Source organism: Pseudomonas sp. Ors-4-3C, from assembly GCF_055755035.1.
This window is the reverse complement of sequence record NZ_CM146900.1, coordinates 2712898-2737887: the sequence shown is the minus strand read 5'-3', so window position 1 is coordinate 2737887 and position 24990 is coordinate 2712898. Positions and strand designations below refer to the sequence as shown.

At 61.8% G+C, this 24990-nt stretch carries 21 protein-coding genes; 10 read left to right on the top strand and 11 right to left on the bottom strand.

Features of this window, described 5'->3' with window-relative positions:
* Positions 1-118: 118 nt before the first annotated feature.
* Entirely contained in the window at positions 119-2752 is a 2634-nt protein-coding gene (locus tag ACVHNU_RS12160) for an excinuclease ABC subunit UvrA (RefSeq protein ID WP_473019837.1), read from the top strand.
* Positions 2753-2947: 195 nt separating this feature from the next.
* On the opposite strand, the gene ACVHNU_RS12155 is transcribed toward ACVHNU_RS12160, so the two are convergent.
* Genes ACVHNU_RS12155 through ACVHNU_RS12130 form a run of 6 tightly spaced genes read right to left on the bottom strand, consistent with a single transcriptional unit; the run spans position 2948 to position 8375 of the window.
* Positions 2948-4891 carry a response regulator gene (locus ACVHNU_RS12155; protein WP_262143390.1) on the bottom strand — a complete coding sequence of 648 codons (1944 nt, stop codon included), beginning with the start codon at positions 4889-4891 and terminating at the stop codon, positions 2948-2950.
* Positions 4881-5756: a sensor histidine kinase gene (locus ACVHNU_RS12150; protein ID WP_003225574.1), complete on the bottom strand. Its 876-nt coding sequence runs from the start codon at positions 5754-5756 to the stop codon at positions 4881-4883. Before ACVHNU_RS12150 ends, ACVHNU_RS12155 begins: the two co-directional genes overlap by 11 nt.
* A complete protein-coding gene (locus ACVHNU_RS12145; RefSeq protein ID WP_473020066.1) occupies positions 5749-6759 on the bottom strand; it encodes an ATP-binding protein in 1011 nt (336 codons plus the stop codon). Before ACVHNU_RS12145 ends, ACVHNU_RS12150 begins: the two co-directional genes overlap by 8 nt.
* Positions 6756-7160, bottom strand: coding sequence for an anti-sigma regulatory factor (locus ACVHNU_RS12140; protein WP_003225570.1), 405 nt, complete (start codon positions 7158-7160; stop codon positions 6756-6758). Before ACVHNU_RS12140 ends, ACVHNU_RS12145 begins: the two co-directional genes overlap by 4 nt.
* Positions 7157-7519: an STAS domain-containing protein gene (locus ACVHNU_RS12135; protein WP_003225568.1), complete on the bottom strand. Its 363-nt coding sequence runs from the start codon at positions 7517-7519 to the stop codon at positions 7157-7159. The genes ACVHNU_RS12140 and ACVHNU_RS12135 overlap by 4 nt, the downstream gene beginning before the upstream one ends.
* A gap of 4 nt (positions 7520-7523) precedes the next feature.
* The gene (locus tag ACVHNU_RS12130; RefSeq protein WP_201137441.1) at positions 7524-8375 is read right to left on the bottom strand and encodes an STAS domain-containing protein; all 852 of its coding nucleotides are present in this window, start codon (positions 8373-8375) and stop codon (positions 7524-7526) included.
* A gap of 249 nt (positions 8376-8624) precedes the next feature.
* On the opposite strand from ACVHNU_RS12130, the gene ACVHNU_RS12125 reads away from it, so the two are divergent.
* The gene (locus ACVHNU_RS12125) at positions 8625-8894 is read left to right on the top strand and encodes a hypothetical protein (protein WP_262143391.1); all 270 of its coding nucleotides are present in this window, start codon (positions 8625-8627) and stop codon (positions 8892-8894) included.
* A 65-nt stretch (positions 8895-8959) separates the two neighbouring features.
* Here ACVHNU_RS12125 and ACVHNU_RS12120 read toward each other — a convergent pair whose 3' ends face one another.
* Positions 8960-9481, bottom strand: coding sequence for a DUF4142 domain-containing protein (locus ACVHNU_RS12120; RefSeq protein WP_338802166.1), 522 nt, complete (start codon positions 9479-9481; stop codon positions 8960-8962).
* 204 nt (positions 9482-9685) lie between these two features.
* Between ACVHNU_RS12120 and ACVHNU_RS12115 the strand changes: the two genes are divergently transcribed.
* Complete coding sequence (locus ACVHNU_RS12115) at positions 9686-9928, top strand: DUF465 domain-containing protein (protein ID WP_027613686.1); 243 nt, start codon at positions 9686-9688, stop codon at positions 9926-9928.
* Between the two features lie 108 nt (positions 9929-10036).
* The gene (locus ACVHNU_RS12110) at positions 10037-10201 is read left to right on the top strand and encodes a hypothetical protein (RefSeq protein WP_177434750.1); all 165 of its coding nucleotides are present in this window, start codon (positions 10037-10039) and stop codon (positions 10199-10201) included.
* A gap of 793 nt (positions 10202-10994) precedes the next feature.
* On the opposite strand, the gene ACVHNU_RS12105 is transcribed toward ACVHNU_RS12110, so the two are convergent.
* The 4 genes from ACVHNU_RS12105 to ACVHNU_RS12090 all read right to left on the bottom strand — a co-directional run bounded on the left by ACVHNU_RS12105 (position 10995) and on the right by ACVHNU_RS12090 (position 16165).
* Positions 10995-12065: an SMP-30/gluconolactonase/LRE family protein gene (locus ACVHNU_RS12105; protein ID WP_473019836.1), complete on the bottom strand. Its 1071-nt coding sequence runs from the start codon at positions 12063-12065 to the stop codon at positions 10995-10997.
* Entirely contained in the window at positions 12062-13207 is a 1146-nt protein-coding gene (locus ACVHNU_RS12100; RefSeq protein ID WP_473019835.1) for a sterol desaturase/SRPBCC family protein, read from the bottom strand. Before ACVHNU_RS12100 ends, ACVHNU_RS12105 begins: the two co-directional genes overlap by 4 nt.
* A 112-nt stretch (positions 13208-13319) precedes the next feature.
* Positions 13320-14183: a LysR family transcriptional regulator gene (locus tag ACVHNU_RS12095; RefSeq protein ID WP_045122483.1), complete on the bottom strand. Its 864-nt coding sequence runs from the start codon at positions 14181-14183 to the stop codon at positions 13320-13322.
* Between the two features lie 263 nt (positions 14184-14446).
* Positions 14447-16165, bottom strand: coding sequence for a hydrogenase maturation protein (locus ACVHNU_RS12090; protein ID WP_473019834.1), 1719 nt, complete (start codon positions 16163-16165; stop codon positions 14447-14449).
* A 296-nt stretch (positions 16166-16461) separates the two neighbouring features.
* Here ACVHNU_RS12090 and ACVHNU_RS12085 point away from each other — a divergent pair, with 296 nt between their 5' ends.
* The 6 genes from ACVHNU_RS12085 (at position 16462) to ACVHNU_RS12060 (ending at position 24932) form a co-directional block, all read left to right on the top strand.
* Entirely contained in the window at positions 16462-16971 is a 510-nt protein-coding gene (locus tag ACVHNU_RS12085; RefSeq protein WP_003225554.1) for a sigma-70 family RNA polymerase sigma factor, read from the top strand.
* On the top strand, positions 16968-17915 hold the full coding sequence (locus ACVHNU_RS12080; protein ID WP_338802162.1) for a FecR family protein: 948 nt from the start codon (positions 16968-16970) through the stop codon (positions 17913-17915). The genes ACVHNU_RS12085 and ACVHNU_RS12080 overlap by 4 nt, the downstream gene beginning before the upstream one ends.
* Positions 17916-18005: 90 nt before the next feature.
* Entirely contained in the window at positions 18006-20927 is a 2922-nt protein-coding gene (locus tag ACVHNU_RS12075) for a TonB-dependent receptor domain-containing protein (RefSeq protein WP_473019833.1), read from the top strand.
* A 269-nt stretch (positions 20928-21196) separates the two neighbouring features.
* Positions 21197-21673 (top strand): antitoxin Xre/MbcA/ParS toxin-binding domain-containing protein, encoded by a 477-nt coding sequence (locus ACVHNU_RS12070; RefSeq protein WP_473019832.1) that lies wholly within the window; start codon positions 21197-21199, stop codon positions 21671-21673.
* Positions 21670-22173 carry an RES family NAD+ phosphorylase gene (locus ACVHNU_RS12065; RefSeq protein WP_003225547.1) on the top strand — a complete coding sequence of 168 codons (504 nt, stop codon included), beginning with the start codon at positions 21670-21672 and terminating at the stop codon, positions 22171-22173. The genes ACVHNU_RS12070 and ACVHNU_RS12065 overlap by 4 nt, the downstream gene beginning before the upstream one ends.
* A gap of 116 nt (positions 22174-22289) precedes the next feature.
* Positions 22290-24932 (top strand): TonB-dependent receptor, encoded by a 2643-nt coding sequence (locus tag ACVHNU_RS12060; RefSeq protein WP_103484772.1) that lies wholly within the window; start codon positions 22290-22292, stop codon positions 24930-24932.
* The last annotated feature ends 58 nt before the right edge of the window (positions 24933-24990 follow it).

Here is a 24990-nt window from a genome sequence, read left to right as displayed (position 1 = left end):
GCAGTTTACCTGCCGGGTTGATTCGTCTGGATTTGGGGCCGCTTCGCAGCCCAGCGGGAGCAAGCTCCCTCGCCACAGGTTTTGGGTTCGACTTACATTTTCCGATCAAGGCCCGCCAATGACTTCCAAGCGTAATTCCAAGGCACCCTCCGGCATGGTTCGGGTGCGTGGCGCCCGGGAACATAATCTGAAAAACGTCGACGTCGATATCCCCCGCGATGCGCTGGTGGTGTTCACCGGTGTATCCGGTTCGGGCAAGTCGTCGTTGGCCTTTTCGACGCTGTACGCTGAAGCCCAACGCCGCTATTTCGAGTCGGTGGCGCCGTATGCGCGGCGGCTGATCGACCAGGTTGGCGTGCCGGATGTCGATTCCATCGAAGGCCTGCCGCCGGCCGTGGCCCTGCAACAGCAGCGTGGCACGCCGAGCACGCGTTCATCGGTGGGCAGCGTGACCACGTTGTCGAGCCTGATCCGCATGCTCTATTCCCGCGCCGGCAGTTACCCGCCGGGGCAGCCGATGCTCTACGCCGAGGATTTTTCGCCGAACACGCCACAGGGTGCGTGCCCCGAGTGCCATGGCCTTGGGCGAGTCTATGAGGTGACCGAGGCGCTGATGGTGCCCGATCCGAACCTGACCATCCGCCAACGCGCCGTGGCCTCCTGGCCGCTGGCCTGGCAAGGGCAGAACCTGCGCGACATCCTCGTGACCATGGGCATCGACGTCGATATCCCCTGGAAGAAACTGCCGAAAAAACAGCGTGACTGGATTCTGTTTACCGAAGAAACCCCGACCGTACCGGTGTACGCCGGGCTGACCCCGGAAGAAACCCGGGTCGCCCTCAAGCGCAAGATGGAGCCGAGTTATCAGGGCACCTTCACCGGCGCCCGCCGCTACATCCTGCACACCTTTACCCACTCACAAAGTGCGCTGATGAAGAAGCGTGTTTCGCAGTTCATGCTCGGCAGCCCGTGCCCGCTGTGCGACGGCAAGCGCCTCAAGCGTGAAGCGTTGTCGGTGACCTTTGCCGGTTATGACATCGGTGAACTGTCGCAGATGCCGCTGCTGCAAGTGGCCGAAATACTGCGGCCAGTCGCAGCTGCAACGTATCTGCAGCAGTCCGAAGAAAGCGGCGAAACCCTCAGTCATGCGCAAACCCGTGAGGCCCGCCAGCAGCGTGTCGCTCATGGTGCCAGCGGCCATGCAAGTGCGCCGGACGTGCGCCACACACCGAACCTGTCGCTGGAAAAACGCCTGGCGGCGCAACGGATTGCCGAGGACTTGCTGGAACGGGTCAGCACCCTGACCGATCTGGGTCTGGGTTATCTGGCGCTGGAGCGCAGCACGCCGACGTTGTCGTCCGGCGAGCTGCAGCGTCTGCGCCTGGCGACGCAATTGGGTTCGCAGTTGTTCGGCGTGATCTATGTGCTCGACGAGCCGTCCGCCGGTCTGCATCCGGCCGATGGCGAGGCGCTGTTCGAAGCCTTGCAGCGCTTGAAGGCCGACGGCAATACGCTGTTTGTGGTCGAGCATGACCTGGAAACCATGCGCCGCGCCGACTGGCTGATCGACGTCGGCCCGGCAGCGGGCGAGAAGGGTGGGCGGGTGCTGTACAGCGGCCCGCCGGCCGGGCTGGCCGAGGTTGCAGCGTCGCAGACCCGCGCCTATCTGTTCGCTGAAAGCCAGCGGCAGATCCGCACTGTGCGCAAGCCGACCGGGTGGCTGAAACTCGATGGCATCAGCCGCAATAACCTGCACAACCTCAGCGCTGAATTTCCACTGGGCTGCTTCACCTCGGTGACCGGGGTTTCCGGTTCGGGCAAGTCGAGCCTGGTCAGTCAGGCGTTGCTGGAGCTGGTCGGCGCGCAACTGGGGCGGCCGGTGGTGGAGGACGAGCCGGAAGAACTCAGCCTGGAAGACGATGCGCCACAGGCCAGCAGCGGTCAGGTGACAGCGGGGCTGGAGACGATCAAGCGCCTGGTCCAGGTCGATCAAAAGCCCATCGGCCGCACGCCACGCTCCAACCTGGCGACCTACACCGGGCTGTTCGACAACGTGCGCAAGCTGTTCGCCGCCACGCCCGAGGCACGGGCGGCGGGGTATGACGCCGGGCAGTTTTCCTTCAACGTCGCCAAGGGCCGCTGCCCGACTTGCGAGGGCGAGGGTTTTGTCAGCGTCGAGTTGCTGTTCATGCCCAGCGTGTATGCGCCGTGCCCGACCTGTCATGGCGCGCGCTACAATCCGCAGACGTTGGCGATTGAGTGGCAAGGCCTGAGCATCGCGCAGGTGTTACAACTGACCGTGGATGAGGCGGTCGAGGTGTTTGCCGAGCAACCGGGGATTCGTCGTTCGCTGGAGGTGCTGAGGGATATTGGCCTCGGATATCTGCGTCTGGGCCAACCGGCCACCGAGTTGTCGGGGGGTGAAGCGCAGCGGATCAAACTGGCCACCGAGTTGCAGCGCAATCAGCGTGGCGCGACCTTGTATGTGCTGGATGAACCGACCACCGGGCTGCATCCGCGTGACGTCGATCGGTTGTTGGAGCAACTGGATACGCTGGTCACGGCAGGGCACACGGTGATCGTGGTCGAGCATGAAATGCGCGTGGTCGCACAGAGTGACTGGGTGATCGACATCGGCCCGGGGGCCGGGGATCAGGGCGGCAGGATTGTTGTGGCGGGCACGCCGCAAAAAGTGGCGGCGAGCAAGAAGAGCCGCACGGCGCCGTTTCTGGCGCGGGCCTTGAGCCGATAGCGACGCCGTCCCGACCGGCCCCCACAGGGTCTGCGTTGTACTTGGAAGATGACACACCGCAACCCCTTGTAGGAGTGAGCCTGCTCGCGATAGCGGAGTGTCTGCCAGAAATGAATTAACTGACCTGACGCCATCGCGAGCAGGCTCACTCCTACAGGGTCTGTGTTCTCAACCGAGCAACCTGATGGCGGTATGTCAGGCACCATCAAGTGTGCGGCGGACCTTGTCCAGCAGTTCGCTTATCTGGAAGGGTTTGACCAGCATATCCATGCCGCTGCCGAGGAACACCTGACGATTGATCGCGGTTTCGGCATAACCGGTCATGAACAGGATCGGCAAGCCGTCACGCCAGCCCCGCGCCACGTCCGCCAGCTCGCGGCCACTCATGCGCGGCAGGCCAACGTCGCTTAGCAGCAGGTTGATCGTCGGGTCATTCTGCAAACGCTCCAGCGCGGTTTCGATATCCGCCGCCTGGGTGCAGCGATAACCGGCATCCTCCAGCACTTCGGTGACGAACATGCGCACCGCCGGCATGTCCTCGACAATCAGCACATGCTCGCCCGAGCCCTGCGGATCGACAACCACTGGCGCGATATCAGCTCCGGTCGGGTCACTGGTGGCCGGCAGCATGATCGTCACTTCCGTACCACGCCTTGCCACGCTGCGGATATGTGCATCGCCACCGGACTGGCGAGCGAAACCGTAGATGGTCGACAGCCCCAACCCGGTGCCCTGCCCCAGCGGCTTGGTGGTGAAGAACGGGTCGAACACCTTGTCGATCACACTGTGCTCGATGCCGGTGCCGTCGTCGCGTACCGACAACGCAACATACGCGCCATCGGCCATGTTCGGATCGCCATGGGAGTACGCGGCATAGGTGTTGACCCAGATATTGCCGCCCTTGGGCAGCGCATCGCGGGCGTTGATTACCAGGTTCAGCACCGCGCTTTCCAGCTGCACCGGATCGACCAGGGCAATCGCCGGTTTGCTGGTCAGTTCAAGCTTGAGGGTGATGCGTTCGCCGATGGTACGCACCAGTAATTCTTCCAGTGAGCGCACCTGCTCGTTGATGTCTACCGGCCGCGTGTCCAGCGGCTGTTGGCGGGCGAAGGCCAGCAGGCGATGGGTGAGGGACGCCGCGCTCATCGCCGAATTGAGTGCCGCTTCGGCGTAGAACTGCACCTTGTCCGGCCTCGCGTCGGCTGTGCGTTTCTGAATCAGCTCAAGGCTGGTGATGATCCCGGTCAGCAGGTTGTTGAAGTCGTGGGCGATGCCGCCGGTGAGCTTGCCCAGCGCGTCCATTTTCTGCACTTGCAGCAGTTGTGATTCGGCGCGCACGCGCTCGGCGACTTCCTTGGCCAGTTGCGTGGTGGTGTCATCCAGTTGCGCCAGATGCGAGCGCTCGCGACGGCGGTGTTCAGTGACGTCCTCGACAAACACCAGGCTCAACTGCGGCGTGCGGTACGGCGAAATCTGCCACTCGGTTTCGCGGATCTCGCCCTGCACGCGCATGTTCAACGTGCCTTTCCAGCGCTCGCCATCGACCAGCCGCAGGCGCAGCTCATTGAGGATCGCGCCCTGGTCTTCGTCGAAGCATTCGCTCAGGGTTTCGGGGTTGCGATTGTCCTGAATCATCTGCGTGAAGGCGTGGTTGCACTCATGCACCTTCAAGTTGGCATCGAGTACGGCAATTGGCGCCGAGACGTTGACGAAAATCTCGCGGAAACGTGCCTCGCTCTCGCGCAGCGCGTTTTCCGTGTCGCGCACCCGCAGCAGGGTGCGCAGGGTCGCCAGCAAGACGTCCGGGTCCACCGGGTGAATCAGGTAGGCATCGGCACCGGCGTCGAGGCCGGTGATGATGTCGCCGGTCTGGATCGACGCGGCAGACACGTGGATCACCGGCAGCAACGCGGTGCGTGCATCAGCACGCAAGATGCGCACGATGTCGAAGCCGCTCATGTCCGGCAGGTTGACGTCGAGGATCAGCGCATCGAGCGGCTCGCTCGCGATCAGCGCCAGGCCCTCGCTGCCGGTGCCGGCCTCCAGCACTTCGTAACCATGGCGCTCCAGGCGCCGGCGCAAGGCGTAGCGGGTGGCGACGTTGTCGTCGACGATCAACAGACGGATGTCACGTTTCATCGACGTTCTCCAAGGCGAGCGCCAGTGGAATGATCACGAAAAAGGTCGAGCCGACCCCCGGTGTACTGTCCATCCCGACCTCGCCGCCGAGCAGCGCCGCGAAGCGCTTGCACAGCGACAAGCCGAGGCCGGTACCACGCAGGCGTTTCTGCAATGGCGAGTCGACCTGCGAGAAGTCCTCGAACAATGCACCATGCAGCTCCGGCGCGATACCGATACCGGTGTCGCTGACGGCAAAACGTACTTTGTCCGAGCCTTCCAGGCGCGCCGAGACTCGCACTTCGCCACGGGTGGTGAACTTCAGCGAGTTGGAAATGAAATTGCGCAGAATCTGCGCGAGTTTCTTGTCGTCGGTGTACAGGCGCGGCAGGCCGACCGGTTCTTCGAAGATCAGGTCCACCGCCGAGGCATCGACGATCGGCCGGAACATCCCGCGCAGGGCGGAAAACAGGTCGAACATGTCGAACCACGCCGGGGAAATGGTGATTCGCCCGGCTTCGATCTTCGCCAGATCGAGCAAGTCATCGACCATGTCGCTGAGTTCACGGGCGGCGCTGCTGACGAATGCCACCTGCTTGTGCTGCTCGGGGCTGAGCGGGCCGTCGAGTTCGTCGGCCAGCAAACTGTTGATGCTCAGGATTGAGCCCAGCGGGGTGCGGAACTCATGGCTCATGTACGACAGGAAACGGCTTTTCAGGTCCGAGGCTTGCTTCAGCTCTTCCGCCTGGGTATCGAGTTCGGCGTAGAGCGCCAGCACGCCCTGGTTGGTTTCGTCGAGTTCTTCGCGCAGGGCGGCGGTCTCGCTCTGCAACTGGGCAATCAGCGCAGCCTGCTCGGCGGGGTTCAGGGTTGGCGACTCAGCCATGGGCGGCCTCCAGGGCAACGACCAGCACCGTTACATCGTCGCGCCCGCGACAGAAGTCGCGGTGCAGGACGCTGGCTATCACGGCGGGATGGCGGTGCACCAGGCCGGGGTAGTCTTGAAGATTCCAACGGGACTGCAAGCCGTCGCTGTACATGATCAATAGATGTCCGTTCACGTGAGCATAGTCAAAAGGCTGGGCTTTCCGGTATTGGCCGCCGACGATGCCCGGATGCGAGGCCAGGCCCCGCGACTTGTCGGCGGTGATCAGGCTGGCGCCGATGTTGCCCACGCCAGTAAAGGTCAGGCCGTCGCGGGCGGCATTGAACTGGGCGAACGCGGCGGCGCCGCCACGGCTGCCGATCATGTCGCGGTGCATGTCCTCCATCAGCAGAACCGGGCTGGCGAACGGGGTCGCGGCGAACACCCGCTCGCCGGCCTTGGCCGCGCGCTCGGCATCCTCACCGTGACCGAGGCCGTCGATGATCAGCGCACTGACATTCGCGTCGTTGTACGCCAGATGCCAGGTGTCGCCGCACGCCGGGTCGTTGTGCAACGAGTGCTGGCTGACGCCGTAACGCAGGTCCGGTTGACGGTCGCCGCGCGGGTACAAACGCGCCAGCAGCACCGCGCCACGGGCGTCGGCGTGGACGTCGAAGACTTCGGTCTGCCGCGCAACGGCACCCAGTCCAATGCCCTGGGTGCCACCGGTGGAAAAACCGTCGGTGAGGCAGGCATCGAGGTCAAAGCCCTGAGCACGATCCACCGCGAGCATCTCGATGCCGTACCCGTTGGGGCGCGGCAGCAGGCGCAGGTGAACTTCGCCGCGGCTGGCGTGCTTGAGCACATTGCTGGCCAGTTCGGTGGCAACCAGCGCCACCCGCCCGGCATCGATTGCATCAAAGCCGTGTTGCTCGGCCAGCCGTTGCGCGGTGCGCCGGGCATGGCCGATCTGGCTGCTGTCTTCGATCAGCAGCACCTGGGTCAGCGACCCTGCGATATTCATGTCCATCGGGTGATCGTTATTCGCGTGCCCTTGCCCGGCTCGGTGTCCAGTTCGAACTCCTCGACCAGGCGTTTTGCCCCGGTCAGGCCCAGGCCCATGCCGCTGCCGGAGGTCCAGCCGTCGGTCATCGCCAGTTTGATATCGGCAATACCGGGGCCTTCGTCACGGAACGTCAAGCGCAGACCGACCTTGTGATCTTCATCGAGAATCTGCCAGTCCATGTCGCCGCCGCCACCGTAAACCATGGTGTTGCGGGCCAGTTCGCTGACCGCCGTGACCATTTTGGTCAGGTCGATCAGGCGCATCCCGCATTCGGTGGCCAGTTTGCGGGCGGTCTGGCGTGCGAGCACGACATCCTGCTCGATATGGATGGGTTGAGTACCGCTGCTGCGTACGGTCATTGCCGGTTTACTCGTTCCTGCAGCAGTTTCATCCCGCGCTCGACGTTCAGTGCGGTGCTGACACCCGGCAGGGTCAGGCCGAGTTCGACCAGGGTGATCGCCACCGCCGGCTGCATGCCGACCAGCATGGTTTCGGCGTCCATGATTTTCGACAGGGCGGAAATCGTGCTGATCATCCGGCCAATGAACGAGTCGACCATGTCCAGCGCCGAGATGTCGATCAGCACACCACGCGCCGAGGTGTTGCTGATGCGCTCGGACAAGTCGTCCTGCAACGTGAGGGCGAGCTGGTCATGCATGTCGACCTGAATGGTGACCAGCAGGAACTTGCCCATTTGGAGAATCGGGATACGTTCCATCGGCTCAGACCGCTTGGCCGAGGCTGATGCCCAGGCGGGTGAGGGCGAGTTTCAGTGCGTCGGCCAGGTTCGCCTTGGTCACCACGCCTTGCAGGTCGAGGCCGAGGTGGACGATGGTCTGGGCGATTTGCGGACGTACGCCGCTGATGATGCAGTCGGCACCCATCAGACGAATCGCGGTCACGGTTTTCAGCAGGTGCTGGGCGACCAGCGTGTCGACGGTCGGCACACCGGTGATGTCGATGATGGCGATTTCCGAACCGGTGTCGACAATGCGTTGCAGGAGCGATTCCATCACCACCTGGGTACGTTGCGAATCGAGGGTGCCGATCATTGGCAGCGCCAGCACGCCGTCCCACAGCTTGACCACCGGAGTGGACAGCTCCAGCAGTTCTTCCTGCTGACGCTTGATCACCGCCTCGCGGGATTTCTGGAAGGTGCGGATGGTGTGCAAGCCGAAGGCGTCGAACAACTCGGAAATTTCCCAGAGTTGTTCGGCCAGCAGCGCGGGTTGTTCGCGGTAGTGACTTTGCAGCAGGGAGAACAGCGGGCCTTTGAGGGCGAAGATGAAACTGGCGGTCTGTTGCGAATCCTGACCGAGCAGGGCACGGCTATGGGAGAGCTTTTCGAGGAACTGGCGGGTGGACTCCCAGCCCGGCGCATTGATGTTGGTGCCATTGTCGTCCTGCAGGCCGTTGATCACCAGTTGCAGGAATTCGCTGGTCTGCTGTTGCAGGTCGTGTTCTTTGAGGTTGCGGTTGGCGCCGCTGGCTTCCAGTCCGTTGATCCATTCGCCCAGCAGTTGTGGTTGTTTGTTCTTCATCGCATCGAGTGTGCTGTTCTGCAGTGCTGCCATGTGCCTGTTGCTCCGTAGCGTATTGGGGCCGGTTCTGTAAAAAATGACCGGTGCGAAGTCAGTGACCTTTGCCGTTCGAAATAGTTGTTCGAGTCCGGAAGGATATTTTTGATCTGAGGCATGGAACGCAACGGTATTCTAGTTGGCGAGTTGGCAACCAGCGATGTTTTGAACGTTGGCGCTACCCAGGCTTCGAATCTTCAAGGCCGGCCGGTTTCAGTCGCGCCGGTAGTGAAAAACGAGGTAGCCATGAACGAGCAAACCAAGCAACAACAGAACCAGGGTTCAGAACCGATCAATCGCAACGACCCGGCCATCGACCCGCAAGTGCCGGGACAGAGCCCGCCAACGCAACCCACGGGTGGTACCGAGCAGGCGCAGAGCGCCGATCCGGCGGTGGATCAGAAGAACAAACACACCGATAACGACAACGAGTTCAGCCCGGGGTTTGAACCTGAGCCAGATCGTCCGAAGCCCGGTGAAGAAACCGATGCCGACATCGACACCGACGGCGGTTAAATCGCCCTGAAACGACAAAAGGCCGCATTCAATGAATGCGGCCTTTTTAGTGTGCAGCGCCCGGTCTATTTGCTCGGGTGTTTGGCCTGCAACTCTTTGGCGGCGGTCAGGTGTTTTTCCAATGCCGGGAGCATTTTCTGCGCAAAGGCCTTCAGCTCGGGGGCGCCTTTGACTTTGTCGTCGGTCACGGTATTGGCCTCTTTCTTGAACAGCTCGATGGTTTCTTCGTGGGCCTTGACCTGGTTGTTGGCGTAGGCCGCATCGAACGATTCATCGCGCATGTCGAGGATCTTTTCCTTGGCCTGCTTGACCAGGGTGGTGGTGTCCGGAACCTTGATGTCATGGGCCTGGGCAATGCTGGCCAGCTCATCGTTGGCCTTGCTGTGGTCAGTGATCATCATGTTGGCGAAGGCCTTGATGTCGGCCGACTGGCTTTTTTCCAGGGCGAGACGGCTGGTTTCGATCTCGGAAATGCCACCGGCTGCGGCGTTGTCGACAAAGCTGTTCGAGGTAGCGGCGAAGGCACTGCCCATGCCGGCGCTCAGGGCGACAGCCAAAACGAGATGACGCAGGTTGAATCCGTCCATTGATGTTTCTCCACACAGGTTTTTGTTGACGTTATGCAATGGAGGGAGTGGAGCGGGAAAAGGTTTGATCGCGTTTCCGACAGGGCGACGAACGGCCACCGCTGGTCTGACAGGAGGTCGACAGAACGGCCCGACCAAGGCCATTCTGATAACTGCCAGCGCAATCGGTCGCGTTGGCTGCCGATCAACTGACGGAGGTGTTCCATGCCGGTGACTCATGACCTGTATCAGGATTTGAAGCTAACGAAGGAAGAGGTCCAGCAAAAACGCACCGAGGATCCGTTTCTGGATGCGCTGATCAACAAGTACTCCCAGGCGGACGCCGAAGTAGTCAAGGCCGAGACGGCGACCTCGGATGCACCCAGCGATGACACACTGAAAAAGCTCAAAGAGAAACGCTTGCAGGTCAAAGACAAGATCGTCGCGCAGTTACAGGCTCGATCCTGACCGTCAGTCGCTTCACCGATCCGCGATGGTGAAATGACTGAACGCAGCCCTCGACCGGCACCTCGAATGTACAGAGTCTTCACTTAGCGACTCATTGCGAGGTGCCTCATGAACAGACCCAGATTCCCCAGTGAAGAGCAGGGCGGTTTCGACCCGGTTCCCACGCATCCCGAACCCAACAGCCCGGCGCACACCACGACCCATCCCGAGGAGCCGGATGAGGATCTGCCTGAAGACGAAGATCCGGACAAGTTCGACAGGTCCGGTAACTGATAGACCGCTATCGCGAGCAGGCTCACTCCTACAACTGGAATGCAATCCCCCTGTGGGAGCGGGCTTGCTCGCGAAGGGGCCTGCACAGGCGAAATCATTGTTGCCTGACACACCGCTTTCGCGAGCAAGCCCGCTCCCACATTGGCCCGGACTCACTTCAATGCATCCGCCAACGGCAACCGCGCCATGTGCGTAGCCTTCAGCGACCCCAGATACAGCCAGTCCCCATATTCCCGCGCCGTGGTGAAAGTTGACCCAGTCCCCGTGTGGGAGCGGGCTTGCTCGCGAAGAGGCCTGCACAGGCGAAATCATTGTTGCCTGACACACCGCTTTCGCGAGCAAGCCCGCTCCCACATTTGTCATGCATCATTTCAATGCATCCGCCAACGGCAATCGCGCCATGTGCGTAGCCTTCAGCGACCCCAGATACAACCAGTCCCCATACTCGCGTGCCGTGGTGAAAGTTGACCCAGTCCCAGTGTGGGAGCGGGCTTGCTCGCGAAGAGGCCTGCACAGGCGAAATCATTGTTGCCTGACACACCGCTTTCGCGAGCAAGCCCGCTCCCACATTTGCCATGCATCATTTCAATGCATCCGCCAGTGGCAACCGCGCCATGTGCGAGGCCTTCAGCGACCCCAGTACAGCCAGTCTCCATATTCCCGTGCCGTGGTGAAAGTTGACCCAGTCCCAGTGTGGGAGCGGGCTTGCTCGCGAAGAGGCCTGCACAGGCGAAATCATTGTTGCCTGACACACCGCTTTCGCGAGCAAGCCCGCTCCCACATTTGCCATGCATCATTTCAATGCATCCGCCAGTGGCAATCGCGCCATGTGCGTGGCCTTCAGCGACCCCAGATACAGCCAGTCCCCATATTCCCGTGCCGTGGTGATCGGCGAGTAATTTCCGCTGCTGGCGTCTTGCAGATTGGCGATCACCTTGCCCTCAAGATCCAGCCCCAGGACAAACCCGCGTTTCTCCACCGGTTTGGGCAACACCGTCAGCGCGCGCACGATCATCTTGCGTACGAACGGGTGCCCGGCGGTGCCATCGAGCAAGGCACTGCGCGGCGCGTAGAGCGCGACCCAGAAGCGGTTGTTGCCGTTGAAGGCGAGGTTGTCCGGCAGACCGGGCAGGTTGTCGATGAACAGGTCATGGGTGCCAGCCTTGGGCCCCGTCAGCCAGTAGCGGCTGATGCGGTAGGCACCGGTTTCGTTGACCAGCACATAGGCGTCATCCGGGCCGAGGGTCACGCCGTTGGCAAACTCCAGTTTGTCGAGGAGTACGCTGGTTTTGCCGGTCTGAAAGTCATAACGCAGCAAACGGCCGTCGCCAGCGTGTTCGATGATCGCTTCGCCGTCATGGCCATAGCTCCAGCGGCTGCTGGCGTCGCTGAAATAGGCGTAGTGCCCGGACTTGTCGATCGCCACATCGTCGGTAAAACCGAAGGGCAGGCCATTGGCCTCGGTGGTCAGAGGAATCAATCGGCCCTGAGCGTCGAGCGACAGCAGACCTTTGACCGCATCGGCGATCACCAGCAAACCATTGGGATGCCGCGCCAGACCCAGCGGCCGGCCGCCGGTGTCGGTCAGCACCTTGCGCTCCTTGCCATCGAGGCTGGTGCGGATCAGTCGCCCGTCATGCAGGCCGGTGATCAGGAAGTCGCCCTCCAGCAGCAATGCTTCGGGGCCGTCGATGTCGCTCGGGCCTACCTGTTTGGCGGCCTTGAGCCGCTGGTTTTCCGCGTACGGCCCTTCGCTCAGAGACGGCGCCGCTGGCGGCTTCCACGCCACCGGTTGCACCTTGGTCGGCATCAGCAGCAGAAACGCGATGACGAGGATCACCAGCACTGACAGCAGGCGCTTCATGAACGGTGCCCCGTCAGCGCCAAGTGTCTGAGCGCCATATCACGCAGGGCCTGCATCGAGGTCGCCGATTCACGTTCGATGCGGCGCTTGAGCAACACGCGATTGGCAAGGCGCATGCCCAGGCCATCGAATTGGTAATCCAGGGTGCGCACGAACCGCGTGCCATCGGCTTCTGCCGCGCATTCGTAGGTCAGCAGCAGCGATAAACCGTGATCGCCGCGCGCTTTTGCGCACCAGCGTCGACCGGGCAGGTACTCGGTGACCTCCCAGCGCAAATGGCCGGCGCGCCCACCGGCATGAATGTCTTCTTCGAAACGCGCACCGGCATGCAGCGGGCCTTGCGGGCCGTCGATTTTCAGCGACGACGGGTGCCACTCGGGCCAGTGGCTGACGCTGGCGGCGTAGCGGAGCACGGCAATCGGCTCGCCGGCGATATCGATCTGGTGCTGCATGCGGGTCATGGGCGATCTCGAATAGCGCAACGGGGCGGGTTGCGGCTCCCAGTACAGGGTGCCGAACAGGTAATCCATCAGCGGGAAAACGATATTGAAATTGCGTTCCTGCATGCGCTCGCGACGGTGATGCAACTCATGCAGATGACGCATCTGACGGATCCACGGCAGGCGGGTCAGCAGGTTGTGCGGTGGCAAATGCTCGCAGGCGTGAAACACCTCGTAGGCCAGATAGCCCAGCACCATGCAGCCGCCGAACAGCCCGGCGACATTGGTGTTGAGCTGCGCGAGCAGCCACCATAACGGCAGGGTAATGACTAGCGTATGCACCACGATCAGCCAGGCCGGAAACAGAATCACCCGCCAGTCGCGAGCGCCGTCATAGGTCATGTGGCCGGGGGTGAAAAAGCTGTGATGATCGCCGGCGTGCCGGGCGTAGAACAGCTTGGCGAAAGTCTTTTTGTGATGGCCGAGATGGCGATGAACCATGTACACGCCGAAGTTGAAGAACAGCAGGGTCAGCGGCACGCTCAGCCATTCCAGCGGCTGTACCTGATGCGCGCTGCTCCAGAATGCGCCGATCGCCAGCACGCCGAACAGCAGCACGAAGGCGCCATGCAGCCACGGGTTGTACAACGGATGAATGGCCGCGCGGTAGCGGCTGCGGAATGCCTCGGTGGTCTGCCTCAATGCGTTCACCTGTGGGTATTGTTGTTATACCCGGCAGATTAGCCGATCCGGCCGTTTGTGCAGGCCGCACCTTGAGGTCACTTGCGCCATGCTCCGGTGTAAAGCGGCCGATTCAGCTCAACGGGTTCCAGCGTTGCGACCAGTCGTCATCGGTGGCGATCACCTGGCGCAGCAGATCGAAGGCCTGTTGCAGCGTGGCCGAGTCACGTTCGCGGGCGTACACCAGATAGGTCGGGTAACCGAATTCCGGGGCTTTGGTCACCGCTTCCAGCGCCCCGGTTTCCAGATAGCTGCGCACCACGCGCGTGCGGAAGTAGCCGCTGCCGCCATGTTCGAGGATGTATTGCAGGGCCAGCGGGCCGAGGTTGAAACTCAGCGCGGCTTTGGCCTTGTCCGGCAGGGCGGCGTCGTGCTGGCGACGAAAATCCGGCCCCCAGTCGATGTAGACGTAGGGATCCGGGCGGTTCGGCGCACGCACCAGAATCAACTTCTCTTCCAACACCTGCTCGACCTGCAGGCCCGGCCAGTATTCGGGCTGATAGACCAGTGCGGCATCGAGCACACCAAGTTCGAGTTGACGCAGGAGGTTTTCGCCGTCGCGGATTTCCATGCGCAGGGCATGCCCGGGGATCTTCTCGCGCAGTTCGGCGGCCCAACTGAGCATCAACGGATTGCACAGGCTGACTTCGCCGCCGATGTGCAGCACGTTGTGATAACCGTCCAGCAGCGGCAGGTCGCGCCGTGCGGCTTCCCAGGTCTGCACCAGTTGATTGGCATAGACCACGAAGGCTTCGCCATTGGCGGTGAGTTTCGCCCCGGCCCGGTTGCGCACGAACAGCGTACTGCCCAACTGACTTTCAAGTTTCTGCACCCGGGCGGTGATCGCCGTCTGCGTGACGAACAGCTTCTGCGCCGCCGCAGCGAGACTGCCGTGGCGAACGATTTCCAGAAAGGTGCGGGCGAGATCGATGTCCATGGGCGGGCCGGTGTCTGAGGTGCGGGCATTGTAAGTGCCGGCTCGCCACCGCGTCATCGTTCATCGCGAGCAGGCTCACTCCTGCAAGGCTCTGCGGTGGCCATCGATGTCGCGAACCGTCAAACCAAAATTGCCTGATCCACCGCCTTCGCGGGCAAGCCCGGCTCCCACAGGGTTGGGCGGTGGCCATGGATTTTGTGAACGACACCGTACCCCTGTGGGAGCGGGCTTGCTCGCGAAGAGGTTCGCCGTTCACCACAAGATCAACCCGCCAACTCAACCTTGCGCACCCGCGCCCAGTCTTCCACCAACCGCGCCGGTGTGCCGCAGGCCTTGCGCTTGTAGACGAAGTGGCGGCACTTCTCGGCAAACTGGTTGCGGTTGTAGAGCATGTCTTCCTGCATTTCCTGCAGTTCGTTTTCCCGGCACTGCTGGATCAGCACCTGATCGACCCGCAACTTGCGATCGCGCACGGCGGCGTAGGTCGGATCGCTCAGCGTTGCGTTGGCCCTCTGCAGCAGCCACAGCGAAAACTCGTCCGGGCAGCGCGGGCCGATTTCCTGGACCATGCCCAGTTGCAGCGCCTGCGTGGCACTGACCGGCAGACAGGCCTGGGTCAGTTGCTCGGCCATCGCCGGGCCGACCGCGCGGGGCAGGCTGTAGGTCCAGTATTCCGAGCCATACAGGCCCATGCTCTTGTAATGCGGATTGAGCACGATGTCGGCGCGGGCAAACACGATGTCGGCGGCCAGCGCCAGCATCACGCCGCCGGCCCCGGCATTGCCGGTTACGCCGCTGACCACCAGTTGCCGCGCGCTGAGCAGTTCGGCGCAGACATCGTCGATCGCCTGAATATTCGCCCACGCTTCGGCACCCGGGTCCTGCGCAGCCTGGATCACGTTCAGGTGCACACCGTTGGAGAAGCTGCCGCGCCCGCCCTTGATCAACAGCACGCGAGTGTCCCGAGACTTGGCCCAGCGCAGCGCCTCGACCATGCGCTGGCACTGTTCGGTGCTCATCGCGCCGTTGTAGAACTCGAACGTCAGCTCACCGACATGCCCGGATTCGCGATAGCGGATCGGCTGATAGGCCTCGTCGCTGAACGGCTGGCTGGCAATCGACCAGTCGAGGGTCGGTACGTCGGCCAATTGCCCGGCCAGCACATGCCGCGCCGGTTGCTTGAAGGTTTCTTCGCCGGGTAGCGGTTTGCGCCGCAGCGAGCCGATCCACAAGCTGTGATCGCCGGTTGCGACCAGCACCGCGTCGTCATGCACGGCGAGAATCTTACCGGGAATGCCGGTGCGCTGATCAAGGTGCGCGTCGTACACGTAATACTGACCGCCGGCCAGACTCGCCAATACCCCGGGCTGGCCGTCGGCGGCGTCGATGCAGCGTTTGATGAAGCGCGAACAGTCGTGCCAGCTGAAGGTACGGTCGTCCTGCTTCATGTTCGGCTGCAAGCGGCCGCGGACTTTGGGGTCGGTGTAATCCAGTGCGACCGGTTGCACGCCGTCGATGAATTTCTCGACCACTTCACGAATACAGCGAATCGCCGCATCGCTGACCCGACCGTTGTACAGCTCGGACTTGCGCAGGCCCGACGGCAGATTGAATTCGCAGGTGGCCCAGACCGGGCCAGCGTCCATTTCTTCCACCGCTTGCAGGGCGGTCACGCCCCAGCGCGTCAGTTCATTGCTGATCGCCCAATCCAGCGCGCTGGCGCCACGATCGCCGACGATTCCGGGGTGGATGATCACCACCGGACGCCGGGCATTGCTCCACAGCGCATGCGGCACGCGGTCCTTGAGGAACGGGCAGATCACCAGATCGGCGCCGCTGTGTTCGATCTGTTCGCACACCGAGGCTTCATCGGTGAACACCACAACGCTGGGCAAGTGCCCGGCCTGGCGCAGCTCCAGCCAGGCGCGTTGGGTCAGGCCGTTGAATGCCGAGGACAGCAGAATAATCTTCAGTGATCGCATGGTTTTCTTCCTTGAAGGGATAGCCGCGGGCTCCCGGTGAGCCGTCCTTGGCTTTCGATGGAGCGCGCAGATTAGAGAGTGCTTCAGGGCGGGCAACTGACCGGGATCAACGTTGTGTCAGTCAATATTTCTGCGGCGACGGCGCGTCTTATTCTCAATAGTTTGCTTATCCTGATTTTTAATTACTTCAAATGTAAGCAGCGCTATTGCACAGTCGCCCCCTGATCTGGAGCCGGACGATCCCGGCAGAACGATGGTTTTTCGCAGCGGGTGGGACCCGTTTCAGGGAGCAAGACATGGGTGATGTTCAAAACCCGCATTACCGGATGATTGGGCAAATGTTCCAAAAGGACTATCGCTGGCTGTGCGCTGCCGTTGGCCGCACGCTGGGTTGCCCGCACAGTGCACAAGACATCGCATCGGAAACCTTTCTACGGGTGTTGGCCCTGCCGGACCCGACCGCCATTCGCGAGCCGCGGGCGCTGCTGACCACCATCGCCCGGCGGCTGGTCTATGAAGGTTGGCGCCGCCAGGACCTGGAGCGCGCCTATCTGGAAAGCCTGGCACTGGCGCCGGAACCGGTGCATCCATCGCCGGAGGAGCGGGCGCTGGTGATCGAGGCGCTGCTGGCGGTCGATCGCCTGCTCAACGGTTTGTCGGCCAAGGCCAAAGCCGCGTTTCTCTACCATCAGCTCGACGGTTTGACCTACAGCGAAATCGGCGAACGGCTGGGGGTTTCCACCAGCCGGGTGCAGCAGTACATGGTCGAGGCCTTCAAGCGTTGCTATCAGGCGATGCAGGCATGAGGCCGGACGAAGCGGTGATCGATGAGGCAGCGCAGTGGATGGCACTGTTGCAGTCCGGCGAGGCCAGCGCTGGCGAGCGTGCCGCGTTTGAAGCGTGGCGTGCGGCCGACCCAAGGCACCAGCGGATCATCGAGCAAATGGGCGGCGGCCTTAACCTGCTGCGTAATCCGACCTTGCGCGGGCTGCCGCGTAACAGCCTGCTGCACAGCCTGAACGCACCGTCGAGTCGACGGCGCTTTCTCAGCGGCAGCTTGAGTGTGCTCGGCATTGCGGTGCTGGCCGGGTTGCTCGGGCGTCGCTACGGCTGGCTGCCGGAAGCCGGTGAACTGGCGACCGGCACCGGCGAACGGCGCGATTTCACTCTGGAGGATGGCAGTGCGCTGAGCCTGAATGCGCGGACGCGCGTAGTGACGCAATTCGATGCGGTTCAGCGCTTGTTGGCATTGCGTACGGGCGAGTTGTTGGTGGATGTCGCCAGGGATCCTGCGCGGCCATTCGTGGTCGAGACCGAGCACGGTCGGATGCGTGCGTTGGGGACGAAATTCCTCGTGCAACAAAACGATGATTTCACCCGCCTGGTGATGCTGCACTCGCAGGTCGAAGTAGTTACCGCCGGCGGTGCGCGGCAGGTGGTGGAGGCGGGGGAGAGTCTGCGGTTCAACGCACAGGACATTCTGGCTCTGGAGCGCAGTACAGGGCAGGAAAGCGCCTGGGTACAAGGTCGCCTGGAAGTGCGCGACCGACCGTTGAGCGAAGTGATCGACGGCCTGCGCCCGTACCGACGCGGCATCCTGCACCTGAGCCCCGAAGTGGCCGGTCTGCGTCTGAGCGGCCTCTATCCGCTGGACGATAGCGACCGCACCCTGCAACTGCTGGAGCGCTCGCTGCCGATCCACGTCACCTGGCACAACCCGTACTGGGTCAGCATCGGCGCACGGTTATAGCGTCATAACTTCTTGGCCTAATGGCCGCCCTATAAAAAGCGCCGGCCCGCTGCTCATTCCCTGCAGACGCCTTCAACAGGGAAGCCCTTGATGATTTCATTCAAACAACAATTACCGCGCCTGACCCTCGCCGCCGCACTGGCGATGGGGCTCGGACCGACAGTGGTTCATGCGCAGGATTCTGCCGCCCAGGTGTACACCTTCGACATCGCCAGCGGCCCGCTCGATGAGGTCCTGCTGGACATCTCGCGTCAGACCGGCGTCCCGATCTCGTTCAGCCAGAATCTGGTGCAAGGCAAGCGCAGCAGTGCGGTGCGCGGTGCGTTGGGTGGACGTCAGGCAGTCGAGAAGGCGTTGCTTGGCAGCGGCCTGCAAGTCGAGCAGAGCGCCCAGGGCCTGAGTGTGCGCGAAGGCGAGGCGAACACGCCGGTGGCGGCCAAAGTCAGCGCCGTGGCCCCAGCGACCAGCGCCGATTACCGCATGGAAAAAGTCACCGTCACCGGCTCGCGGATCGCTCGCGCGCAAAGCGATGGTGCGACCCCGGTCAACGTCATCACTCACGAAGAGATGGAAGCGCGTGGCTACAAGAACGTCTACGACGCCCTGGCGACCCAGACGCAAAACACCGGCATGACCCAGGGCGAAGACTATGGCAACACCTGGCAGCCGGCGGCCAGTGCGATCAACCTGCGCGGACTCGGCCCCAATCACACGCTGGTGCTGATCAACGGCCGACGCGTCGCCGATTATCCGACGCCGTACGACGGCAAGGTCAACTTCACCAACCTGGCGAACATTCCCTCGGCGGTCATCGAACGCATCGAAATTCTCAGCAGCGGCGCCTCGGCGATCTACGGTTCGGACGCGATTGCCGGGGTGGTCAACATCATCCTCAAGAAGCAGATCAATGGCATTGACGTCAACCTCAAGGGCGGCACCAGCGAGCGTGGCGGTGGCGACAATCAGCGCCTGCAAATCAGCGGCGGCGGCAGTTGGGGCGACTTCGACGGCTTGTTCGGCCTGGAGCTGACCAACCGCGATCCGATCTGGGCCGACGACCGAGGCTTCATGCAGAGTGGCCCGCTGGCGGACGTCGGTTACCGTCGCGACCTGAGCAACAACCGCTACCTCGGCCCCGGCTGCGGTGCCTATCAAGGCACTTTCGATAACAAGCTGTTGAACAACGGTGGGCGCTGCCGCACCGATCAGATGTACAACGATTACTGGACGATCCAGACGCAAAAGGAAAACTACGACGGCTACACCCGCGGCACGTGGCACTTCAGCGATAGCGGCCAGGTGTTTGCCGACTTGATGTATGGCCTCGATCACATCCAGAACAACACCCGGGGCCCGACCTTCACCTCACCGGATTTCATCAACCAGAACAGCGGCAATCTTGAGCGCTGGTATCGCCGTTACGGAGAAGAGGAAATCGGTGGCCGTACCAGCAACAACAGCAAGTGGACCGACACGTCGTGGACCGGCACCCTCGGCCTCTCGGACAAGATCGCCGACACCGGCTGGAGCTATGATCTGGCCGCCAACCGTTCGGAATATCGCAGCGTCAGAACCACGCGCTACACACCGCTGTCATCGATTCAGGATTTCTACCTCGGCCCGCAATTGGGCACACGTAACGGTTACCCGGTGTTCTCTCCCGATGCCTCGCGTCTCGATCGCCCACTGACGCCACAGGAATGGGATCAGTTTCGCAGCAACCTGACCCAGAACAGCAAGTCGGTTTCCACCAGCTACAACGCCTCGGTCAACGGCGATCTGTTTGACTTGCCGGCCGGTCCGGTCGGATTTGCCGGTGTGCTGGAGGCGGGCAAGCAGGAATATCGCGTCGACCCGGACGACGGTCTGAATGACGGCACTTTCTATGGCGTGAGCCCGGCACAAAGCTCCGGCGGTTCGCGCAAGCGCTATGCGGCCGGTGGCGAGTTCAGCATTCCGGTCACCGACACCGTGCTGGCCACCGCCGCCGGGCGTTGGGACCAGTACAAATTCAGTGGCCGCAGCGAGCAGCAGAAGACCTATAACCTTGGGCTTGAATGGCGTCCGGTCACCAGCCTGTTGCTGCGTGGCAGCTATGGCACCAGTTTCCGCGCACCGGACCTGAACTACATCTATCAGTCCGACAGCAACGGTTACTACCCGGCGCAGATCGACTATTACGGTTGCAGCCAGGGTGTGCAGGGTGCGTGTGATCGCGGGCGGGTCGACTACACCCAGAGCGGTACCCCGGACCTTGAGTCCGAACGCGGTAAATCCTGGACCTATGGTTTTGTCTGGTCACCGTCGCGCAATTTCGATTTCTCCACCGATTTCTGGCGTGTAGAGATCGACGACCTGCTGACCACCGTCGACGAAAACCGCCTGCTGCAACAAGAGAACGAATGCCGCAACGGCACCCAGGACATCAACTCGGCCAACTGCCAGTCGACCCTGGCGCGCATCGACCGCAACCCGGGCAATGCCGCTATCGATCCCAACCAGTTGCAACGGGTGCGAGTCAATGCGATCAATGCCGCCAGCGAGCGGGTCAGCGGTCTGGACTTCAAGAGCAACATTCGTTGGGGGGCCGGCCAGTACGGCGCATTCAGCTCGGCGCTGGGCTACACCCTGGTGCTGTCGCATTTCTACAAGGAGTCCGACGAGGCGCCGACTCAGGACTGGCGCACTTCGCGAACCAATTACGACTGGCGCAGCAAGGTCAACGCCAGTCTGACCTGGGATTACCAGAAAGCCACGGCGACGCTGATGGGCATTCGCTATGGCTCGGTGACCAACGGCGCGGGCGACGGGCGTCTGTCGCCATGGACGGTGTTCAATGCCAGTGCGCGCTACAAGCTCAATGACCGCGCCAGTGTCGGCCTGACCGTGAACAACGTGCTCAACCAGATCAAGCACGATGACTCGGCCGGCTGGCCGTATTACCCGACCGGTAACTATGACCCGTACGGGCGGCAGTGGTGGCTGGATGTGAGTTATCACTTCGGCAGTTGAGCACGCGTTATTCGTCCGTAACGTCCTACGGAAACAGGTGGGGTTTTCGCATAAGTGGGGATATTTCCGACGACATTCTCAGGTTGGTCGTCGGAAGCGCGATCTATAGCATCGGACATGACATTGAAGTCGTACATGGCCTGGACGCTCAGGCCTCTGATAACGGATGGATCATGCGAACTCACCACCTCGAATACGAAACGCCTGCTTATTCCCATCGCCTTCAATGGCGTGACGATCGTGCCAGATGCCCCGTGGAGGAGGTCGCGATGCCCAGCGTCAAGATACCCCGGCTGACGGGTGTGAAGAGGGCCGAGGGCAAACCTGTCGACTTGCTCGTGCATGGCCAGAACATAGGTGACGACGCCTTTCTGATCGTTCAACTTACCGACGAAGGTTTTGAGCTGAACGATGTGGTCAACATGCTTTCAACCTCTGAACTGTATCTGCAAGGCGATATGGTCAAACGTATCACCGGCAAGTCGGTCAGAACCGTACGGCGATTACTGAAGGAAGGTAAACCGGTACGGCTTGATCCCCAGCAGAGCGTCGTCGCCTACCAATATGCCTTGGTGCTGGAAAAGGCCATTCACGCCTTCGGGAGGCAGTCACGGGCCGAAGAGTGGCTGCGCAAACCCAGCACCTACCTGAGCGGTCGCGTACCCCTCGAGTTTATCCGTCACTCACTGGGGTTTCAGATGGTGGAGCAGTATCTGGGGCAACTGATATACGGGGTTTACCCATGAATCCCTTGCCCTGGGACGAGCATTGGTATGCCTGGCGGCTGGACCCCGAGATTTACGGAGGGACGTGGGACAGCGGGATGGGTTCGAATCTCAATGGTGGCCGATGGAACATACCCGGGCGGCGAGTCGTTTATGCATCAGTCGATCCGTCCTCGGCAATTCTGGAAGTGGCAGCCAATCGCAGTTTTGATGCGCTCGACAGCGAACGTTATGTACTCACGTGCTTTGAGGTCATCAGCGAAGCAAAGGTGAAAATCGTCCAGCCGGAGGAGGTGCCGAATCCTTACTGGTTGAGCCCGGCAAAGCCTTCACCCAATCAACAACTGTTTGCCGATGCGTTACTCGCTGAGCATCCGTTTGTGCTGATCCCCTCAGCGGCGACCCGGCACTCCTGGAATCTGCTGGTGAGCTGCGAATTGGCAGAGGGGCAGTTCAAGATGGTTTCCCAGGAGCGGTTTGGGCTGGATACCCGGTTGCTGAAGGAAAGGGAACTGGCTTGATCCACGCCTGCCATTTTTTGCATAACCTCATCACCCAACGGTCTAAATCGGGCTCTATAAAACGCTGCTGTCCATTGCACATCCCTGCATAAACCAAAACGCAGGGATGGCTGTTCATGATCCATTTTTTACCCGTTCGATCTCGTTTGAGCCTGGCCTTGCTGCTGGCAATCAACACCTTGCCGGCGGTCGCCGCTGACGAGCCGACAACCCAGCTGCAACGAGTCGAGGTCACCGGCACGGCGATTCGCCGGGTCGATGCTGAAACAGCGGTGCCGGTCACCATTCTGCGAGTTGAAGAACTGCGCGAGCAGGGCGTGACCACCACCGAAGAACTGGTGAGCCGGATTTCCGCAAACCAGTCCTCAGTCGGCTCGGGGCGTTCGGTGGGTTCGAGCAGCGGCGGTGCGTCGTATGCGGATTTACGTGGCATCGGCCCGAACAAGACCTTGGTGCTGCTCAATGGCCGGCGGCTGAGCAACAACGCGACCAATGCGATCAATGGTTCCGGGGTTGACCTGAATACCATCCCGTTCGCCGCCATCGATCGTGTCGAGGTGCTGCGTGATGGCGCCTCGGCGCTGTACGGCACCGATGCGATCGGCGGGGTGATCAACTTCATCACCAAGACCAGCCTCACCGAAGGGCAGCTCAGCACCAACTACGACACGCCGACCCATGCCGGCGGTGGTGAAAGTCGTAATTTCAGCGGCAGTTGGGGCTTTGGCGATTTGCAGGATGACCGTTTCAACGTGTTCGGCGTGGTCAGTTATGACAAGCAGCAACGCCTGGCTGCCGAGGATCGTGGCTACACCTACAACTATCAGCCTGGACGCGGCCTCGATTACACCTCCGGCACTGCATCACCGGCGAACTGGAGCCAGGGCAGCAACGCCACCAACCCGCTGGCCAGTTCCGGCTGCAACGCCCCGGGCCTGCTGGCGCGCAATGGCATCTGCCGCCAGAGTCTGTGGAACTACCTCGACCTTGTGCCGGAAACCGAGAAGACCTCGGCCTTCGCCAAAGCAACCGGCAAGCTTTCGGACGACCACAACGTCAGCCTCGAATACTTCTGGGCGCGCAACGAAAACCGCACGCAGATCGGTCCCGGCACGTTGATGGGTAACCAGGTCAATCCCGGCACGGCGTTTTATCCCGGCAACGGCATTACCCCAGGCCCGAACAGCTTCGCTCTCGACCCGACGCAACCGGTCGATGTGAATTGGCGCGAAAGTGCTGTCGGCGCCCGTCAGCATGAAGACGACAACACCGGGCAGCGTTTGCTGCTGAGCTTTGACGGCAGCGTGGTCGGTTGGGACTACAACGTCGGTGCGTCGTACAACCAGAACAAAGTGGTCAATAGTATCGAGGCCGGCTATGTCAACGACCGCGCCGTCAGCGCCGGCATTGCCAATGGCATCATCAACCCGTTCGGTGCGCAGACGGCTGCCGGGCAGGCGCTGCTGGCAGCCAATTCCGTAGACGGCGATTACGGCACGGCGGTCGGCCGCGTGAAGGCGATTGACGGGCGTGTCAGCCGCGAGATCGGTGACTGGTTCGGTGCCGGCCCTTCGGCGCTGGCGCTGGGTGGCGAATACCGCAAGGAAGATTTCCATCAGGACTTCGCCCAGTTCGCCGCCGACGTGCAGAGCCTGGGTGTCGACCCCAATGCCAGTGTCGCCGGGGATCGCAGCGTCTCGGCGCAGTACGCCGAGGTCAACGTGCCGGTGCTCGACAGCCTCGAATTGTCCGCCGCCGTGCGCCACGACAAGTACAGCGATTTTGGCAGCACCACCAACCCGAAATACTCGTTCCGCTTCCAGCCGTTCAAGGAACTGGTGGTGCGTGGCGCCTACAGTGAAGGTTTCCGCGCGCCGTCACTGTACGAGTTGTACAACCCCAACTTCACCACATTCACGGTCGCCAACTACAACGACCCTCGGCTGTGCGCAGGCGGCAACCCGAGCAACGGCGGGATCGCCAACCGTGACTGCGCCCAGCAGTTCTACAGCAGAACCGGTGGCAACACTGACCTGAGCCCGGAAACCGCACGCAACGTTACCCTCGGCTTCGTCTATCAGCCGTTCGAACGCCTGACCACCGGGCTGGATTTCTGGTGGATCAACATCGCCAACCAGATCGCGGAGTTCCCGGAATCGGCGGTGTTCGAGAACCCGGAGCTGTACCCGGACCGCCTGATTCGCAAGCCTGACGGTTCCATCGATCACATCGTCACGGGCCTGGCCAACCTCGGCAAGATCAAGACCAATGGCGTCGACGTCAGCTTCGATTACCGTTTGCCGAGCACTCCGTACGGTAACTTCGGGATCGGCCTGCAGGGCACTTATGTCAGTCGGTACGAGTACCAGCAGCAGCTCAAGGGCGACTACATCGACAAGCTCGGCGATTTCCGCGGCGGCGACTTCTCCTCGGCGGGTGCCGTGGCCCGCTGGCGCCACAGCCTGACCGGCAGCTGGAACTACGGCCCCTACGGTATCGCCCTGACCAACCGCTACACCAGCGGCTACCACGACTCCGACCGCGAGACCCACGATTACGTCGGCTCGTACAACGTCTGGGATCTGGCTGGCACCTACACCTGGCGCAAAACCCTCAGCGTAACCCTCGGCGCGAAGAACCTGTTCGATCGTGAGCCACCGTTCAGCAACCAGACCTACACCTTCCAGAGCGGCTACGACCCGAAATACGGCGACCCGTTCGGCCGGACGCTGTACACGCGGGTCAATTACAAGTTCTGAAAATGCCCAGAGGGGGGCGGGTTTTAGTCACTTATTGATCTAAAGCCTGCCCTATAAA

Excerpts from the sequence above, each read along its gene's own strand:
- ACVHNU_RS12085 (WP_003225554.1), top strand. The coding sequence starts at position 16,462 with ATGGGTGATGTTCAAAACCCGCATTACCGGATGATTGGGCAAATGTTC.
- ACVHNU_RS12070 (WP_473019832.1), top strand. The coding sequence starts at position 21,197 with ATGCCCAGCGTCAAGATACCCCGGCTGACGGGTGTGAAGAGGGCCGAG.
- ACVHNU_RS12155 (WP_262143390.1), bottom strand. The coding sequence starts at position 4,891 with ATGAAACGTGACATCCGTCTGTTGATCGTCGACGACAACGTCGCCACC.
- ACVHNU_RS12095 (WP_045122483.1), bottom strand. The coding sequence starts at position 14,183 with ATGGACATCGATCTCGCCCGCACCTTTCTGGAAATCGTTCGCCACGGC.
- ACVHNU_RS12145 (WP_473020066.1), bottom strand. The coding sequence starts at position 6,759 with ATGAATATCGCAGGGTCGCTGACCCAGGTGCTGCTGATCGAAGACAGC.
- ACVHNU_RS12090 (WP_473019834.1), bottom strand. The coding sequence starts at position 16,165 with ATGCGATCACTGAAGATTATTCTGCTGTCCTCGGCATTCAACGGCCTG.
- ACVHNU_RS12135 (WP_003225568.1), bottom strand. The coding sequence starts at position 7,519 with ATGGAACGTATCCCGATTCTCCAAATGGGCAAGTTCCTGCTGGTCACC.
- ACVHNU_RS12115 (WP_027613686.1), top strand. The coding sequence starts at position 9,686 with ATGCCGGTGACTCATGACCTGTATCAGGATTTGAAGCTAACGAAGGAA.
- ACVHNU_RS12075 (WP_473019833.1), top strand. The coding sequence starts at position 18,006 with ATGATTTCATTCAAACAACAATTACCGCGCCTGACCCTCGCCGCCGCA.
- ACVHNU_RS12065 (WP_003225547.1), top strand. The coding sequence starts at position 21,670 with ATGAATCCCTTGCCCTGGGACGAGCATTGGTATGCCTGGCGGCTGGAC.
- ACVHNU_RS12110 (WP_177434750.1), top strand. The coding sequence starts at position 10,037 with ATGAACAGACCCAGATTCCCCAGTGAAGAGCAGGGCGGTTTCGACCCG.
- ACVHNU_RS12130 (WP_201137441.1), bottom strand. The coding sequence starts at position 8,375 with ATGGCAGCACTGCAGAACAGCACACTCGATGCGATGAAGAACAAACAA.
- ACVHNU_RS12105 (WP_473019836.1), bottom strand. The coding sequence starts at position 12,065 with ATGAAGCGCCTGCTGTCAGTGCTGGTGATCCTCGTCATCGCGTTTCTG.
- ACVHNU_RS12060 (WP_103484772.1), top strand. The coding sequence starts at position 22,290 with ATGATCCATTTTTTACCCGTTCGATCTCGTTTGAGCCTGGCCTTGCTG.
- ACVHNU_RS12160 (WP_473019837.1), top strand. The coding sequence starts at position 119 with ATGACTTCCAAGCGTAATTCCAAGGCACCCTCCGGCATGGTTCGGGTG.
- ACVHNU_RS12080 (WP_338802162.1), top strand. The coding sequence starts at position 16,968 with ATGAGGCCGGACGAAGCGGTGATCGATGAGGCAGCGCAGTGGATGGCA.
- ACVHNU_RS12150 (WP_003225574.1), bottom strand. The coding sequence starts at position 5,756 with ATGGCTGAGTCGCCAACCCTGAACCCCGCCGAGCAGGCTGCGCTGATT.
- ACVHNU_RS12120 (WP_338802166.1), bottom strand. The coding sequence starts at position 9,481 with ATGGACGGATTCAACCTGCGTCATCTCGTTTTGGCTGTCGCCCTGAGC.
- ACVHNU_RS12125 (WP_262143391.1), top strand. The coding sequence starts at position 8,625 with ATGAACGAGCAAACCAAGCAACAACAGAACCAGGGTTCAGAACCGATC.
- ACVHNU_RS12140 (WP_003225570.1), bottom strand. The coding sequence starts at position 7,160 with ATGACCGTACGCAGCAGCGGTACTCAACCCATCCATATCGAGCAGGAT.